Below are 15,667 nucleotides of genomic sequence, written 5' to 3'. Positions count from 1 at the left end.
CGGGTTGTCTCAGACCGTCCCGGCTGCCCTGAAGCCTTCCGGTCGGGTCAGGATTACACTGCGTGCATCACCTCACCGATGGAGACTGCCGTGCGCAAACCCCGCGACTACGATGCTGAGTTGAAGGCGTTGGGCGCCGGCGAGGACGGCGAGCGGGCCGCCTTCTTCGGACCGGTGCGTGAGGGGGTCGATGCGACCGGCGCCACGGAGGGTTGGACGAAGGACAGACACCATTTCCGCTTCATCATTTCACCCGAGCACGGCGATCGGATTTTGGACCTCCAGGGCTTCACCAGGGAGGTCATGTCGCGGGTCGCCGACGACCTCGGTGAGCCGGGTCTGAACTGGATCGCCGTCTGCCATTTCGACACCGACCAGCCGCACGCCCATGTGCTGGTTCGGGGGCGACGAAGCGATGGCCGGGACCTCGTGATCCCGCGCGACTACATCGGCTACGGCTTTCGCGCCCGCGCCCAGGAAGTCGCCCAGGAGCGGCTCGGAGACCTCAGCCGCCAGGATGCCGAACGGCGGGTCTGGCGTGAGACCGAGGCCGACCGGTTCACCGCCTTGGACCGCCGCCTTCTGGCGGCCGCCGACACGAACGTGTGTGTCGATGACGGGATCGGGGGCGCCGACGCCTGGACCGCGCTGACCCGGGGGCGGCTGCGCCACCTTGAACGTCTCGGGTTGGCCATACGGGCGGGCAGACGGTTTCAGCTCTCCATCGACCTTGAGGCGAAGCTTCGTCGTCTCCAGCTTTCGAAGGACGTCATCCGCACCCTGAACCAGAGGCGTTTGGAAGGCGCGCGTTCGACCGAACATGATGAACCGCCACTTGGTCTTACGCTTCTGACCCGGCTCGGCGTCGGTGAACTCGAAGAAGCCATCGGCGGGGATCAGGCAGCGGGTGACGCCGTCGAAGGATCGACCGTCGGATCGGACGTTGAACACGGGTCTTCCCTGCGGCGACTTCCAGGCCCACGGCGACACAATCAACTGCGGACCGTCGGGGCCCCGGGTGATGATGGGCGCCCGGTCGCCGATACGGATCGAGGCCATGGGGCCGAAATTAGGCATGCCCCCGGGGAAGATGAGACGGTCGCCGGTCCGGTCGAAGGTCTCGATGACCTCGTCGACCGGCAGGATGAGCTGATACTCGTTGCACATGCGGGCCCCCGTCTTTGATCTCCATTGATCGCCGACTCCTAAAGAAAAGCCAGCGCTCACCGTCTCCAGGCGTTTCGGGAAGGTGGTCCACGGAGCCCCCCGCAACGGGGATAAGGGATCAGCGAAGGTTGACTCTTCGTTCGATCCAGAACCAGAACATTACAAGAACATTCATCAGCCTTGGAACAGGAGGCTTCCCATGCACGCCAGCCTGACTGCCAGGCTTGACAGTTTACGCGATCGAATACGCGCCCTGGAGCAAGGGAGTCGAACCGCCACGGGCATCCTCCCGTTCGGGGTTTGTGACCTCGACCGACACCTGCCCGGCGGCGGTCTGTCGCTGGGCGCCCTTCACGAGGTCGCCGGCGGAGGCGAGGAGGCCGTTGACGGCGCCGCCGCAGCCCTGTTCGCGGCCGGAATCGCAGCCCGGCGTCCAGGTCAGGTTCTTTGGTGCGTGACCCGCCCCGACCTCTTCGCCCCAGCCCTGCGTCAGGCCGGTCTGGGGCCGGACCGGGTCATCTATGTCGAGGCCGGGGACGAGCCTTCCCTCCTCGCCTGTTTCGAGGAAAGCCTTCGCCATCCGGGTCTGGCCGCCGTCGTGGCCGAAACCTCCAGCCTCAGTCTGGTCGCGTCCCGACGGCTGCAACTGGCCGCCGAAGGCTCGGGCGGCCTAGGTCTGGCAGTGCGGCGATGGCGACGGGCTTCCGACTCCGCCGACTTCGGTCACCACACCGCCTCCGCCACCCGCTGGCGCATCAGTCCAGCCCCCTCCTCGCCCTTGCCGGTCCCCGGTGTGGGACGGGCTCGCTGGTTCGTCGAACTCCTTCGCTGTCGCGGCGCCGAGGCCGCGGATTTCACCCTGGAAGCTTGTGATGAGACGGGTCGTCTCGCTCTACCTGCCGAACTGGCCCGTCGATCGTCTGCGACGCAGATTGGCGGACGTCGCGCCGCCGCCTGAGCTTCCCCTGATCCTCACGGGTCGGTCTGGACGGCGAAGGACGGTGCTCGCCGCCAACCAGGCGGCCATGGCCCAAGGCGCCCGCGTCGGCATGGCCGCAAGCCAGGCCCAGGCCCTGATCCCCGGCCTCGACGTTCGCGAGGCCGATCCGAAGGGCGACGAAGCCGCACTCGGCCGTCTCGCCGTCTGGGCGATGCGCCGATATGCACCCGTCTGCCAGCCGGATCCGCCGGACGGCCTGGCCATTGACGCCACCGGCGCCGCTCACCTGAAAGGTGGAGAGGCGACCATGCTGGCCGACATGATCGCGCGATTGGAAGCCCAAGGCATCGCCTCCCACGCCGCGATCGGTCCCACCTATGGGTCCGCCTACGCCGTGGTTCGTTTTCGGCGCACGCACCGGATCATCACGCCGGACGCCATCGACGCGGCCATCGGCGGTCTGCCGCTGGCGGGTCTTCGCCTGCCGTCGCAGCTGATCGCACATCTGAATCGCCTGGGCTTCGACCGCATCGCCGATGTGGCGCATCGCCCGCGCGCGCCTCTGGCGCTCCGGTTCGGCCATGAACTCGGCCGCCGCATCGACCAAGCCTACGGTAGGCTGGAGGAGCCGCTTATCCCGGTCGAGGCCCCGGAGGCCCCGACAGTCTCGCGGGTATTCGACGAACCGATCGGCGCGCCGGAAACCCTGGCCCGCCACGTCACAAGCCTGACCTCAGAACTGTGCGCGGCGCTGGAGGCCTCGGGTCTCGGCGCCCGGCGTCTCGACTGGCTGTGTTTCCGGGTCGACAACCGGATCGAGGCGCAGAGGGTCGGACTGGCCCAGCCCAGGCGTGACGCCTCAAGATTGGCGCGTCTGCTGAGCGACCGGATCGAGAAGATCGATCCCGGGTTCGGCATCGAGCGCATGACCCTGTCTGCGGTCCAGGCCGAACCGCTTCACTGGCGACCCGGCGAGAGCACCTTGGGCGAGGCGCAGGTCCCAGATCTTTCCGAACTCGTCGATGTGCTGTCCAACCGCATCGGCGCGCAGCGGCTCTATCGACTGATCCCGATCGAGAGCGACGTGCCCGAACGCTCCGTCGGCAAGGCGCCGCCTTTGTCCGCCGCGCCGGTTCTGGACTGGACGCCGGAATGGCCACGACCAGCGAGATTGCTGAAGCGACCCGAGCCCGTCGAGACGATGGCGCTCTTGCCCGACAATCCGCCGACCCACTTCACCTGGCGGGGCGTACGCCGCCGCGTGATCCGCGCCGATGGTCCGGAGCGGATCTTCGGTGAATGGCGACGACGGGATGCAGAGGTCTGGGCCGTGCGGGACTATTTCCAGGTCGAGGATGAGGCGGGCCGGCGGTTCTGGCTGTTTCGAGCGGGCAATGGGGAGGACCAGCGCACCGGCTCGCACGCCTGGTTCATTCACGGGCTCTTCGGATGAACGCCTCCCCGCCGCTGCGCTACGTCGAACTCCAGTGCGCCTCCCACTTCTCGTTCCTGAGGGGCGCCAGTTCCTGCGAGGAGCTGTTCTCGCAGGCGGCCGTCTGCGGGCTGGAAGCGCTGGCGGTGACGGACCGCAACAGTCTGGCCGGGATCGTGCGGGCGCATGAGGCGGCCAAGGTCGCGGGCGTGCGCCTGATCGTCGGTTGCCGTCTGGTGTTGGACGACGGGGCGGAGGTGTTGGTTTATCCCAAGGACCGACCAGCCTATTCGCGTCTGTGCCGGCTTCTGACACTCGGCAAAAGACGCGGGGGCAAGGCGACATGGTCCATCCTTATCTGCGACGGCGCGAGGGCAAGGAGCCGGTAGACTACCCCAAGCCGGAACTGGAACGGGTGCTGGGCAAGACGCTCGGCGTGCCTCTGTTCCAGGAACAGGCGATGCGGGTCGCCATCGAATGCGCCGGCTTCACCGCCTCCGAAGCCGACCAACTGCGGCGGGCCATGGCGACGTTCAAGTTCACGGGCGGCGTCAGCCACTTCAAGGACAAGCTGGTCGGCGGCATGGTCGAGCGCGGCTATACGGCTGAGTTCGCCGAAAAGACTTTCAGCCAGCTGGAGGGCTTTGGCTCCTACGGCTTCCCCGAGAGCCACGCCGCTTCCTTCGCCATGATCGCCTACGCCTCCTCCTGGCTCAAATGCCATCACCCGGACGTCTTCTGCGCCGCCCTGCTGAACGCCCAGCCCATGGGCTTCTACGCCCCGGCCCAGATCGTGCGTGACGCCCAACAACACGGGGTCGAGATCCGTCCGGTGTGTGTCGAAGCCAGTCGCTGGGACTGCACCCTGGAGCCTTCAGGCGCGGATGGCATGCTGGCCGTCCGCCTCGGAATGCGGATGGTGCGCGGCTTGGTCAACAGCGACGCCGCCCGGATCCTGGCTGCCCGATCTGACGGCGCCTTCCGTTCGATCGACGGACTGTGGCGACGTGCCGGCGCCCAGGTCGCCAGCCTGGTCCGCCTGGCGGAGGCCGACGCCTTTCGACCGGCGTTGGGGCTTAATCGCCGAGACGCGCTCTGGGCCATCAAGGGGCTTCGCGACACTCCGCTGCCCCTCTTCGTCGCGGCGGGTGCGCGTGACCAACAGCCCGAACTCGTCGAGCCCGACGCGGACCTCAAACCGATGACCCCAGGACGAGAGGTGGTCGAGGACTACAGCCATATCGGCCTGACTCTGCGCGACCACCCGCTGAGCTTCCTTCGTGGTGATCTTCAATCCCGGCATGTCATGACCTGCGCCGACGGGACGGCCATGCGGGACGGCCGGTTGACCCGGATAGCGGGCCTCGTGCTGGTGCGCCAGAAGCCCGGCAGCGCCAAGGGGGTGATGTTCATCACCATCGAGGACGAGACCGGCGTCGCCAATCTGGTGATCTGGCCCAGCCTCTACGAAGCGCGACGCCGCATCGTCCTGTCGGCGAGCATGATGGTGGTGGACGGTAAGGTTCAGCGCGAAGGCGACGTGGTCCACATCGTGGCCGCCAAGCTGCACGATGCATCGGCATGGCTCGCCTCGGTCGGTGATCGCGGCGGGGCCTTCCCGCTGCCCCATGGACGAGGCGACGAATTCCATCGCGGCGGCTCGCCTGATGCGCGTGACGCGCCGCCACGCACGATCAAGGTGCGGGACATCTATATCCCGGACCTCCACCTCGACACCATTCGGCCGAGAACGCGGGATTTTCGGTAGTCGCCAAGGCAGCGACGCCGTTCATAAGAGGGCGCGGACCGGCCCTGCCAGGAAAACACCGCTTGCAGACCGCAGACCTTCGGCAATTAGTCCAGATCATGAGTGAATATGAAAAACGGCTCGACGTCGCTATCGGCAAGGCCATCGCCGACCGTCGCGAGGCGATCGGGATGACGCAACGTGGGCTGGGCCAGGCGATCGGCGTCAGCTTCCAGCAGGTTCAGAAGTATGAAACCGGCGCAAATCGGATCGCTTCGTCCAAGCTGATGCGTGCCGCCGAAGCGCTGAAGTGCGATGTGGCTGAACTGGTCGGCGAAAATCGTGCCGATTATCCGGGAACTGCGCGGTTGATCCGAGCGTGGTCGAACCTAAGTGAAAAACAACGCGAAGCGGTCACATCGATGATTGAAGCGTTTGGAGAACTGGGCGGAACCGCGGGGCACACGGGTCGAGGTTCCGGGAATCCTGGCTAAGCGCCGAGCGCCACGCGTCCCTATCGACTTCGCGGCACACACCGTCGTACCAGAAGGCGAGGCTTGCTGACCGACTGGCTGATCGACGCTAAGCTGCACTAATCTTCTGTCGGCTGGGCCTAACCTGTACGGGCGGCTCCGTCCGAAGCGATGCGAGCGTCGACGAAGGATCGATCTGCGCCATCAGCCGACCCCGCCGCTCGGCCCGAACAGCGATCTTCCCCATGCCATCAGCGGCCGGGACCGCTAAAGCGAACCTATCGACTTGGGGCTGGCTTCCTATCAACGAAAGGCCGATCGAAAATCAGCCTCCCGCCGCCGCGACGACAGCGCCCGGAGTCAGGGCGATGCTGATGAGGATCAGCCCCAGGGCGGGATAGGCGGCCGGGCCGAAGCTGACCCAAAGGCGCAGTAGCCCATGGCGCGGGCGTGTTTCATTCTGGGCTCGCGCCATGCGCAGGCTGTAGATCATGACCCCGGTCACGGAGAGGCCCGTCACCAGCAAGCCGAACAGAAACCAGATCAACCGCGTGGAAAGCCCGCCGAAGGTGCCGAAATGCAGGGGGTCGGCCGCTTCCGAGATACGCTGATGAAGGTTCATCTGCTCTCCCCGCGACGCGAGCAGGACCTTCCCGTCTCGAGGATCGACCCATATGGCGTTGGCCCGATCACGCACCAGGATCGCCCTGGCCTGCCCCACGACCAAGACGCCCCGCCCCTTCTCACCGGGGAAGCTGACGCCCGAAATACGCAGGTCCGGGTCGACGGCCTGGGCGCGGGCGATCAGGGCGTCAAGCTCTGGCCCGATCGGCTGGGCGGCCCCGGTCACGACCTGGGGCTTCGGCTCAGGCGGCGCCCGTCCCCCGAATACCTCGACCACATACCAGAGGCCGGTGAGGATGATGAGAGCCAGAAACCAGATCGACCAGAGGCCGACGAAGCGGTGGAGGTCGCCGGTGAACCGCCGCGCCTCTCCCTGGCGTCCCTTACGCCATTGGGGCAAGCGCGTGAAACCCCGCCAGAACTTCTTGTAGGTCACCAAGCCCGTGATCAGGGAGACCAGAAGGACAAGGGCCATCGAACCGACGATGGGAACCCCGACGGCCACTGGCATCATCAGGTGCCGATGGGTGTTGCGAAGGAACCGATTGACGTTGAACCAGCCGTGGACGCCCCGCACCTCGGACGTCCAAGGATCGACATAGGCGATCCGCAGCCCCCCATCCGGCCGCTCGATCACCACCCGGGCCGCGAACCACGGCTCAAGCGGCGCGACAAGATACTGGAGCGTCGCCTCGGGCTCGGCGGCCTTCACCGCCGCCGCCCAGTCGCCCCAGGACGCCTTGGGGGTTTCGCGCGGCATGACCCTCTGGGCCGGATCGACCAGCCAGTCGATCTCGTTTGACAAGGTGGCCAGCGTGCCTGTCGCCAGGACGAAGGTCATGAAGATCGCCAGCTTGAGCCCCAGCCAGTGATGCACCCACCACCAGGGCGAGCGCCCCTTCTTGGGCGTCTTTCCGCCGGCCTGAACGGGGAAGCGCGCCATCCGACGGCTCAGAAGGCGTGGCTGACTTCGACAAACACAGTGCGCGGTTCGCCGGGGAAGGATCCCTGAAGACCAAAGCCGGAGGCCGCATAGGTCTTGTCGAACAGATTGTCGACACGCAGCCGAACCTTGGCGACATCGATCGTCGTGGTGATCGAGGCGTCGAATACGGTGTAGGGTTTGACGCGTTCGTTGTTGAAGCCGACCCGCTCGGCCACATATTCGCCGCCGAAGGCGAAGGCCGTCCGCAGCTTGGGAACCTGATAGCGCGTCCAGAATCCGGCCTGGTGTCGCGGCGCGTTGACGAAGCGGTCGCCGACCGCATTGGTAATGGACTGGCCTGGCGCGGTGCCCGTGATGCTCGTGTCGTTGTAGCCGTAGTTGGCGGTCAGCACCCAGTTCGCCGTAAGATCGGTCGAGACATCGACCTCGAAACCGTCGGAGGTCACCTCGCCGATGGGGCGCAACTGATCCCGGCCGTTGATCGGGGGCAGGCTTTGATCGGCCTGAAGAATATTCTCGCGCACGATCCGATAGACTGCGGCGTTGACCTGGACCCGTCCGCCTTGGAGGGCGGTCTTGACGCCCGCCTCCACCTGGGTCCCGGTCACCGGGGCGAAGGGTCCGCCGACATCAGCGTTTTGACTGCCTGCGGCCTGAGGCTCGAAGGTGTCGGACCAGCTTAGATAGGTCGAGATGTCCTGGCGCGGCTTGAAGATCAGACCCAGGCGGTAGGTGGCTTGGGAATCCTCGAAATCGACGCCGCTGATGCGGTTGTCGTCCTGGAACCGGTCCCAGCGCACGCCGGCCAGGGCGATAAGACGCTCTCCGAAGCGCACCTGATCCTGCAGATAGACGCCGCCCCGGATGGAGCGGTCGTCGGAGCGTGAAAGCGGCAGGGCGTCCAGATTATAGTTGGCGGCTCCGGTGAGGCCATAGACGGGGTTGAACAGCGACAGGTTCGGCACAGGTCCCCCGAGGTTGGCCTGCGCGGCGGTGCGGCTCTTGAACAGCAGGTCCTCTCGCGCCCAGTCAGCCCCGAACAGGATGCGGTGATTCAGTCCCACCGCCCGCACGTCGGCGACCAGATTGGCCGCCAGCGACAGGCTGTCGGCATCGCGGTACTGATCCCGGAACTGGCGGCGTACGGCGTCCAGTCGGCCGTCGCGATCGGTGTCGATGACGCCGCGCGGTTCATGATAGTTCTGACGTTCCGACGATTCCGAATACCGCGCCGTCGCGTCGAACCTCACATTGTCCGCCACCTGGGACGCCAGCCGCGCCTGATAGACCTGGGCCTCCAATGTTGCGAAATCGGTCGGTTCGTTGTGGTTCCAGGTGATATCGGTCAGGAAGTTGCCGTCCATATCCACCGGCACACCCCGCAGGCGATTGCCCGGCAGGGTCTGATCATAGACGCTGGCCTGAAGTGTCAGGTCGGTCCGATTGGTCAGGGCGATACCCCCCCCCAGATCGCCGATCAGGTTCCGCGACCCGGCGTTGACCCGGAAACTGTCACGCTCTTCGTAGAAGACGCCTGCGCGCGCGGTGATCCGCCCTGCCCTATCGACCGGACCCGTGACTTCGCCCGAGACCCCGACCCGGTCATAGTCGCCGATCACGCCCTTGACCTCTCCCGCGAACACATTGCTCGGCGTCTTGGAAACATAGTTGATCATGCCGCCGGGCGAGCCGGGACCATAGAGCATGCCCGCCGGTCCCTTCAGAACCTCGACCCGCTCGATATTGAACAACTGCGGCACGGCGAAGCCGATGAAGGGATTGCCCCGCACGCCGTCGAAATAGGCCTCGTCCTGGCGAAAACCCCTGAACGTCACCCCCGCATAGGAGAAGAAGGTCACGCCCGAGATGTTTCTGTAAAGGTCGGTGATGTCTCGCGCGCCCTGATCCTCAATCAGTTCGGCGTTCAGGATTTGTAGGGCCTGGGGGATGTCGAGCGGGTTTTCGACCGTCTTGCCGATCGTGGTCTTATCGGTGCGATAAAGGCGCTGGGCGCGACCGGTGACAACGATTTCGTCCACTGTCGCTGGTTCCACCGGCGGTGAGGTGGCGGGCTGGGTTTGAGCCGCCGCCATATCCGGCGAGATCAGCCCTATGACTACACCCCCGCACATCGCGCTGGAAGAAATGAACAACTGGCGAAGGCGCATGACGATCCGAGCAAACTTGCGAGCGCCTCGCAGTTACCTTTTGGCCGTCGCGAATGCAAGTAAGTTGCAAGAACCCCGGCGCTGCGTCTGCGCCATCATGGGCGGCGTTTGAAGTCGGACGTCCCGTTCGCCGGAGACCTGCCGATCCTGCATCAGTTTCACGGCACGAAAAGCCTGCATATTGAAGAGACGAGCCCGGACATTACAACGTGATCTGAGGCGAGTTACCCCTGCCTAGACATCGTGTTGAATCACAGGCAACGCTACGGCCGGCAGACGCTGACGTTAGGGGCGCATGATTATGGATGACGGACCGCCACACTTGGAAGACAAGAGCGCTGTCACAAAGGGCTTGAAGGAGCCAGCGCTGGCCTACGACTACTTCAAAAGCATGGTGTCTCTCAGCGTGGCGACACTCGGAGGCATACTAACCCTCGGGGAAACTGTCTTTGGTGCACGTTTGTCGCCTGGTCAGATTATCATGGCCGCCCTGCCGGTCGCTTTGTCTGGAATGATCGCCCTGCAAGGCCAGACTGACATTGCCCAGGTGCTTCAGGGCGTGAAGCCGCCGCTCAACAGTTCGAAGCTCGGCCTGAAATTCGTCCCATCTCTCTATGGCTTGGGCGTCGGCATCTTTCTAGCGCTCCTGACGCTGTCGTACCTGGCGCCGGGCGTGGCTACCAAGCTAAGGTAGCGCTCGTTCTTTTCTGTGTAGCGAAACGCCGCCATCCCGAAAGACGGTGATGACCGGAGCCAGCTGCTCTTCACACAACGGATTCAGCCCGCTGAACGCTGGGCGCATCGTCGCCCTGCCTTTGGCGTCGACGGCACAGGGATCGCCCTCTTCAGTCCAGGTCGTACGGATAAACTGATAGACGTCCGAGACGCTGGATGGCGTCGGCTGTATGCAAGGTTGATCGTCGTTCCCCATCTGCAACAGCATGATCCACCCGTCGTCGAATATGTTGCTGCGGCGTAGTCGCGATCACTTCGCGCGTTTTGACGGCTCTTCTTCGGCTCTGTTTGTTAGGGATTGCGCGCTCAAGATGTGCCACGCAGCGTCCGAGTTGAGTCAGATGCGACTCGCTCTAGCGGGAGCTAAGGCCGAGGGTTCCGCGAATGCCCCGGCCATCCATTGGGGGGTGGATGAAAACTGAACGGATAAAAGGCGCGCCGATTTTGCTGACCCTACTAGCATGGGCCACGGCTTTGGCTCTGGCAGGCATGCCCAGGATAAGATGACACAGAGAGGTTCCATGCGCTAAGCCGCTGGTGACGCGGGTCGAGCCCGAACCGTGTCAGGCGGCCGGGGCGGGCGAGGACTTCATCGCCCCGGCCACCAATCAGCGCTGGGGAAGGGTATGAACGACGGATCGTTGGAGCGGCGCGCCATGGGCGCTGAGCAGCTGATGACGGCGAAGATCACGGAGTTCGCGGCCCATCTGACCGCAGGCGATCGATCAGCGGCAGAGCGGGCGCGTACGGAGGCCACGGCCGCCTTAGGGGCTCATCTGGATCTGACGGACCAACTGATCACACAGACCTTCGCCTGAAGTCGCTACAACATCAAAGGTCGGCCATCGACGACCATAACCCGACGGGATTCACACAAGGTCGTGATATTCGCCGCAGGCTAGAAACGTTCGGAAACCGCGCGAAACAGATTGAACGAAGATTTTCATCTCGTTTCATTAATCGTTGCAAATCATCCAGTTGAAGTTCATTTCAGCCAATGCTTGCTTGATTACCACTTTGGTTTTCACGGTAAGGAGCGCCACATGGCCGGTCTTAATCTGCACGGAACAGAGGAAATGCTACTGACCCGTAAGGAAGCGTCCACCGAGCTTCTGCGGATGGGCATCCGCCGTTCGCCATCGACCTTGGCGAAGGTGTTCTGCACGCGGTCGGACGGACCACCCTGCACCCATCTGGGACGAACCCCCTACTATCCCAAGAGCCTGCTGCACGAGTGGGCGCGGAGCCAGCTTTCGGGACTTAGGTCGTCGTCAAGCCAGCCGCGCCAGGCCGGGCAATGGGGAGAAGCCCCTCACGAGGGCGCCTAGCCCTCTGGTCTATCGCAGTCTCTTCGGGCGGCCGTATGTCAGTGAGCCGTCTGTCCTTCGTCAACCGACCAGCCCGCGAGAGAGGCAGCGACGCTCTCGCTAATTCTGTCGGCCGCCGCACGGACTGGGTCATCGGCCAAATGAGCGTACCGACTGGTGGTGCTGACGTGCCTGTGGCCGAGCAGCTTGCCGATGAGATGAAGCCCTTCACCGCCGGCCAGGCCGGCGCTCGCGAAGCTGTGCCGGAGGTCATGGATCCGGAGATCTTCCATTCCGGCGCGTTTGCGGATGCCCACCCAGGCCCAGTCGAGATTGGCGATCGGACGTTTGGGATCCCTCCGATCCGGAAAGACATAGATGCTCCCGTTCGCGAGCAGGCCCTCGATCAGATTCAGCGCCGCGCTCCCCAAGCGAATGACCTTCGCCCCCGTCTTGGAGTCCTCAAGCCGGAGCATCCCCATGGTGCGGTCAATCTCCGACCACTTGAGCCTGGCGATCTCGTTTTTGCGGGCGCCGGTCAGCGCCAGGAGGCGGATGATATTGATGTGGCGCGGATCGCCCCCGTGCTTCTCGAGCTCCGCCAGGACGTCCCCAAGCCGGGCGAGTTCGGCCGGCGAGAGGAAGCGATCCCGGCGGTTGTCCTTGTAGCGCTTCACGCCGCGGGTCGGGTTGGTCTTCACGAACTCCCGCTCGACGGCGAACGTGAAAATCCCACCCAGGAGACCGACCGTGCGCGAAGCCGCGTGAATGCCGCCGCGCGTATGCGGCGTCGCCTCTCCACGGATGCGTCCGGAGCCAACGTCCACCATCAGCCGCTCGATGTCTGCTCGCCCGATATCGGTGATTTTCATCCTGCCCAGGCGGGGCTTGATGTGGCGCGCGATGCGGATGCGATCGATGCGCAGAGTCGTCTCCTTCTTCATCGTTACGCCCTCTTTCATGTAGAGGTCGCAGAGCTCCGACATCGTCAGTTCTTCACGTCGTTCGACTTTGGTCCCTTGAGGGTCACCACCTGACGCGACTTCGGCCAGCACAGCGGCCGCTCTTTCCCGGGCTTCTTCGGCGGTCACAACGCCATGGCGAGCGATGTGAAGGAGGCGGTCGGCGCCGCCGATCGTCCTGTATCGAACGACGTAGGTTTTGGTGTCGCTGACGGCGACGCGCACCCCGAAACCCTTGAGCTGCGTGTCCCAAAGCGTGAAGCGCACCCCTTCGGACGTCAGGGCATCGACCAGGCGTTTGGTGATCTTTCCGGACCTCGGGTTCTGAACCATTCGATCTCTCCTCGGGCCCACGATGGGTCCCGTTTCTGGTCCCGGTTTTGGTCACCACATGGTCACCAGCCGGGAGGATTTCGGAGGATAATCGAGAAATCAGCGGCAAAAGAACGAACCCTGAACCTGCCCACCACAAGGGTGTTTGAGCCATTTCGAGCAACTGAAAAGAACCCTAAGGTTCGAGCTCAATGTCCCAGTACAGGTAGTCGAGCCAGCTCTGGTGCAGATAGTGGGGCGGGAAGCGGCGGCCGGCGTCCTGGAGCTGCCAGGCGTTGGGACGATAGGGCTCTCGGCGGATCGGCATCATGGCCTGGCGCGGGGTGCGGCCGCCCTTGGCCAGGTTGCAGGGGCTGCAGGCGGCGACGATATTGTCCCAGGTCGTGCGCCCGCCCTGGGAGCGGGGGACGACGTGATCGAAGGTCAGCTCGGTCGATTGCCCGCAATACTGGCAGGCGAAACCGTCGCGCAGGAAGACGTTGAAGCGGGTGAAGGCGGGGCTGCGATCCTGATCCACATAGGATTTCAGCGCGATCACGCTGGGCAACTGCATCTCCATGGACGGGGAGCGAACGACCTTGTCGTACAGGGACACGACGTCGACGCGGTCCTGATAGACCGCCTTGACCGCCTCCTCCCACGGCCACAGCGACAGCGGATAGTAGGACAGGGGCCGAAAATCGGCGTTCAGCACCAGCGCGGGGAAACCGGACGGCGGTCGATGGAGAACCTGCATCAGGCCCTCCCGCGCGGACGGGGGGATGTGGAGGCGACAGGAGTGAGGACACGTCTCCTTCCCTAGTCTTATGCCGCCAGCCTACCCGTGATTCCCGTTCATCGCCATGACCGACGTGCAGCGTTTTCGTGACGCCCCGCCTCAGCCCCGTGCGGCATGGGTGGGGAAGCCCGGCAGGGTCCAGCCCCACCGCAGGGCCGCCGCCCGCAACAGGAAGCCGCAGAGGGCGGCCAGGATGGCGGCGGGCCACACGCCGACGCCCGGCGCCCGCAGCGCCATATAGACGGTCGCCGCCAATATCGCCGCCGTGACGTTGATCTCTCGCCGCAGCAGGATCGACGGCTGCCCCGCCAGGGTGTCGCGCACCACCCCGCCGAAACAGGCGGTCAGCGTGCCCATGACGATGCAGATCAGGGCGGGCGCGCCGGCCGCCTCGGCCTTGGCCGCCCCCATGACGCCGTAGGCCGCCAGGCCCGTCGCATCCAGCCACAGCAAGGCGCGGAAGCGCCAGTCGCGCTGCCCCACCAGCCACAGGGCCGTCGAGGCGAACAGGCAGACGGCCAGATAGCGCCAGTCCTGAACCCAGAAGACCGGCAGCCCCAGCAACAGGTCGCGCAGGGTGCCGCCGCCGACCCCGGTGATGGCGCCAAAGAAGGCGAAGGTGACCACGTCGTGCTTCTCGCGCGCGGCGGCCAGGGCGCCGGTGGCGGCGAAGACGGCCACGCCCGCGAAATCCAGCGCCGACAACACGGTCTGGGCGTTGCGCAGCGGTTCGGTCAGGACGGGATCGAGCGGGCTCATGCGGGCGTCTCCAGCACGATCTCGCCGCGCTTGACGCCCGTGTACCAGGCCCACAGCAGATGGGTCGCCACCGCGCGATAGGGCCGCCAGACCTCGGCGCGGGCATAGGCCGCCTTCTGATCCGGCCGAACCTCGCCGCCGTCGGCCCAGCGGATCGCCTCCTGCAAGGCCACGTCCCCGCCCGGAAACACGTCCAGCCGCCCCTCGCACATCAGCAGATAGGCCTCGGCCGTCCACAGGCCTACGCCTTTCAGCGCGGTCAAGGCCGCGATGGCCGCCGCGTCGTCCAGGTTCGAAAGATGCTCCAGATCGATCTCTCCGGCCATCTGGGCGCGGGCCATGCCCTGGCCATAGGTCGCCTTCTGCCGCGACAGGCCCATGCCCCTCAACTGATCCAGGTCGTGGGCCAGCAGACGCTGGGGCGTGATCTCGCCCAGCCCTTCGCGCAGCCGCGCCCAGACCGAGGCGGCCGAGGCCACCGACACCTGCTGCTCCACGATCATGCGGAACAGCCCCTCGAACCCGCCGACCCTGAGCCGCCATTCGAACGCCGGCGTCTGGGCGTGAACGCGCGCCAGCGCTGGATCGGCGGCGACCAGCGCCTCGCGCGCGGCGGCGATGTCATCGGGCGTGGGTTGAAGCGGCATGGCCTATCTATGACGCGCCAGGGGGCGCAAGGAAATGCAGACGATGGCGGATTTCGGCTGGCGATAGATCGGGACAATAACTATTATTGCCTACTGTATCGAGGAGGCCGCCATGACCATGACCGTCGAACTGGGCGCATTGGAGCAGGTCGTGGAGCGGCTGGTTCGCGATGGCCGCTACGGCTCCAAGAGCGAAGTGCTGCGCACCGGCGTCCGGCTGGTCCAGGAGCATGAGGCGCGGCTGGCGGCCCTGCTGGGCAAGCTGGAGGAAGGCATAGCCGACGCCGACGCCGGTCGGCTGACCTCTTTGGACGACGCCCGCGCCGCTTTCGAGGCGCGCTGGGCCGCCGAGGGCGAATGAGGGTTCGGCTCGCCGACGCCGCCTTGCGCGACCTGACCGCGATCGAGAGCCATGTGGCGTTGGACAGCCCGAACGCAGCGCGGCGATTGGTCAGGATGCTTTTCGAACGGTGCGAAACACTCGCCCGAAATCCCCGGCGTTATCCCGAGGCGGGCGTCGCCTATCTGCGAAAGCGGCCTGCAGGTTCCTATCTGGTTTTCTACAGGGTGACGGCCGATGTCGAGGTCGTCCGCATTCTTCATGGCGCCCGCGACTGGACGCATCTGCTGGACATGGACGACGACTGAA

General features: G+C 65.1%; 15 protein-coding genes and 1 pseudogene. 10 read left to right on the top strand and 6 right to left on the bottom strand.

All coding sequences use genetic code 11. The features are described 5' to 3' along the window. Positions 1-90 precede the first annotated feature (90 nt). From B3Z70_RS04075 to B3Z70_RS04050, 6 genes and pseudogenes are all read left to right on the top strand, one after another. Positions 91-1,185 (top strand): type VI secretion protein, encoded by a 1,095-nt coding sequence (locus B3Z70_RS04075; RefSeq protein ID WP_292020478.1) that lies wholly within the window; start codon positions 91-93, stop codon positions 1,183-1,185. 436 nt (positions 1,186-1,621) lie between these two features. Beyond that, positions 1,622-2,125 (top strand): hypothetical protein, encoded by a 504-nt coding sequence (locus B3Z70_RS04070; protein ID WP_312124375.1) that lies wholly within the window; start codon positions 1,622-1,624, stop codon positions 2,123-2,125. Further along, a complete protein-coding gene (locus tag B3Z70_RS04065) occupies positions 2,040-3,560 on the top strand; it encodes a Y-family DNA polymerase (RefSeq protein ID WP_292020481.1) in 1,521 nt (506 codons plus the stop codon). The genes B3Z70_RS04070 and B3Z70_RS04065 overlap by 86 nt, the downstream gene beginning before the upstream one ends. Then, on the top strand, positions 3,557-3,928 hold the full coding sequence (locus tag B3Z70_RS04060) for a PHP domain-containing protein (RefSeq protein ID WP_292020483.1): 372 nt from the start codon (positions 3,557-3,559) through the stop codon (positions 3,926-3,928). Before B3Z70_RS04065 ends, B3Z70_RS04060 begins: the two co-directional genes overlap by 4 nt. After that, positions 3,874-5,307, top strand: a pseudogene (locus B3Z70_RS04055) (OB-fold nucleic acid binding domain-containing protein); the annotation flags it as partial. The gene B3Z70_RS04060 and the pseudogene B3Z70_RS04055, both read left to right, overlap by 55 nt. Before the next feature lie 62 nt (positions 5,308-5,369). Next, positions 5,370-5,780 (top strand): helix-turn-helix domain-containing protein, encoded by a 411-nt coding sequence (locus B3Z70_RS04050; protein ID WP_292020487.1) that lies wholly within the window; start codon positions 5,370-5,372, stop codon positions 5,778-5,780. 304 nt (positions 5,781-6,084) lie between these two features. On the opposite strand, the gene B3Z70_RS04045 is transcribed toward B3Z70_RS04050, so the two are convergent. Together B3Z70_RS04045 and B3Z70_RS04040 are read right to left on the bottom strand one after the other, a co-directional pair. Then, on the bottom strand, positions 6,085-7,326 hold the full coding sequence (locus B3Z70_RS04045) for a PepSY-associated TM helix domain-containing protein (protein WP_292020490.1): 1,242 nt from the start codon (positions 7,324-7,326) through the stop codon (positions 6,085-6,087). A gap of 8 nt (positions 7,327-7,334) precedes the next feature. After that, positions 7,335-9,368 carry a TonB-dependent siderophore receptor gene (locus B3Z70_RS04040; RefSeq protein ID WP_292020492.1) on the bottom strand — a complete coding sequence of 678 codons (2,034 nt, stop codon included), beginning with the start codon at positions 9,366-9,368 and terminating at the stop codon, positions 7,335-7,337. Positions 9,369-9,819: 451 nt separating this feature from the next. Here B3Z70_RS04040 and B3Z70_RS04035 point away from each other — a divergent pair, with 451 nt between their 5' ends. Together B3Z70_RS04035 and B3Z70_RS04030 are read left to right on the top strand one after the other, a co-directional pair. Next, positions 9,820-10,191 (top strand): hypothetical protein, encoded by a 372-nt coding sequence (locus tag B3Z70_RS04035; protein WP_292020494.1) that lies wholly within the window; start codon positions 9,820-9,822, stop codon positions 10,189-10,191. Positions 10,192-10,858: 667 nt separating this feature from the next. Continuing rightward, positions 10,859-11,050 (top strand): hypothetical protein, encoded by a 192-nt coding sequence (locus B3Z70_RS04030; protein ID WP_292044727.1) that lies wholly within the window; start codon positions 10,859-10,861, stop codon positions 11,048-11,050. 548 nt (positions 11,051-11,598) lie between these two features. On the opposite strand, the gene B3Z70_RS04025 is transcribed toward B3Z70_RS04030, so the two are convergent. The 4 genes from B3Z70_RS04025 to B3Z70_RS04010 form a co-directional block, all read right to left on the bottom strand. Then, the gene (locus B3Z70_RS04025) at positions 11,599-12,834 is read right to left on the bottom strand and encodes a tyrosine-type recombinase/integrase (protein ID WP_292044725.1); all 1,236 of its coding nucleotides are present in this window, start codon (positions 12,832-12,834) and stop codon (positions 11,599-11,601) included. Positions 12,835-13,009: 175 nt separating this feature from the next. Then, on the bottom strand, positions 13,010-13,570 hold the full coding sequence (locus B3Z70_RS04020) for an HNH endonuclease (protein WP_292020500.1): 561 nt from the start codon (positions 13,568-13,570) through the stop codon (positions 13,010-13,012). A gap of 141 nt (positions 13,571-13,711) precedes the next feature. Continuing rightward, positions 13,712-14,371: a trimeric intracellular cation channel family protein gene (locus B3Z70_RS04015; protein ID WP_292020501.1), complete on the bottom strand. Its 660-nt coding sequence runs from the start codon at positions 14,369-14,371 to the stop codon at positions 13,712-13,714. Beyond that, complete coding sequence (locus B3Z70_RS04010; protein WP_292020503.1) at positions 14,368-15,018, bottom strand: DNA-3-methyladenine glycosylase family protein; 651 nt, start codon at positions 15,016-15,018, stop codon at positions 14,368-14,370. Before B3Z70_RS04010 ends, B3Z70_RS04015 begins: the two co-directional genes overlap by 4 nt. Positions 15,019-15,130: 112 nt before the next feature. Here B3Z70_RS04010 and B3Z70_RS04005 point away from each other — a divergent pair, with 112 nt between their 5' ends. Together B3Z70_RS04005 and B3Z70_RS04000 are read left to right on the top strand one after the other, a co-directional pair. Next, positions 15,131-15,379 (top strand): type II toxin-antitoxin system ParD family antitoxin, encoded by a 249-nt coding sequence (locus B3Z70_RS04005; protein ID WP_292020505.1) that lies wholly within the window; start codon positions 15,131-15,133, stop codon positions 15,377-15,379. Then, positions 15,376-15,666, top strand: a complete 291-nt coding sequence (locus B3Z70_RS04000; protein WP_292020507.1) for a type II toxin-antitoxin system RelE/ParE family toxin — start codon at positions 15,376-15,378, stop codon at positions 15,664-15,666. Before B3Z70_RS04005 ends, B3Z70_RS04000 begins: the two co-directional genes overlap by 4 nt. The last annotated feature ends 1 nt before the right edge of the window (position 15,667 follow it).

Source organism: Brevundimonas sp. UBA6550 (assembly GCF_002434505.1).
In the GTDB taxonomy this organism is placed as follows: domain Bacteria; phylum Pseudomonadota; class Alphaproteobacteria; order Caulobacterales; family Caulobacteraceae; genus Brevundimonas.
This window is presented reverse-complemented; position numbering and strand designations above follow the sequence as displayed.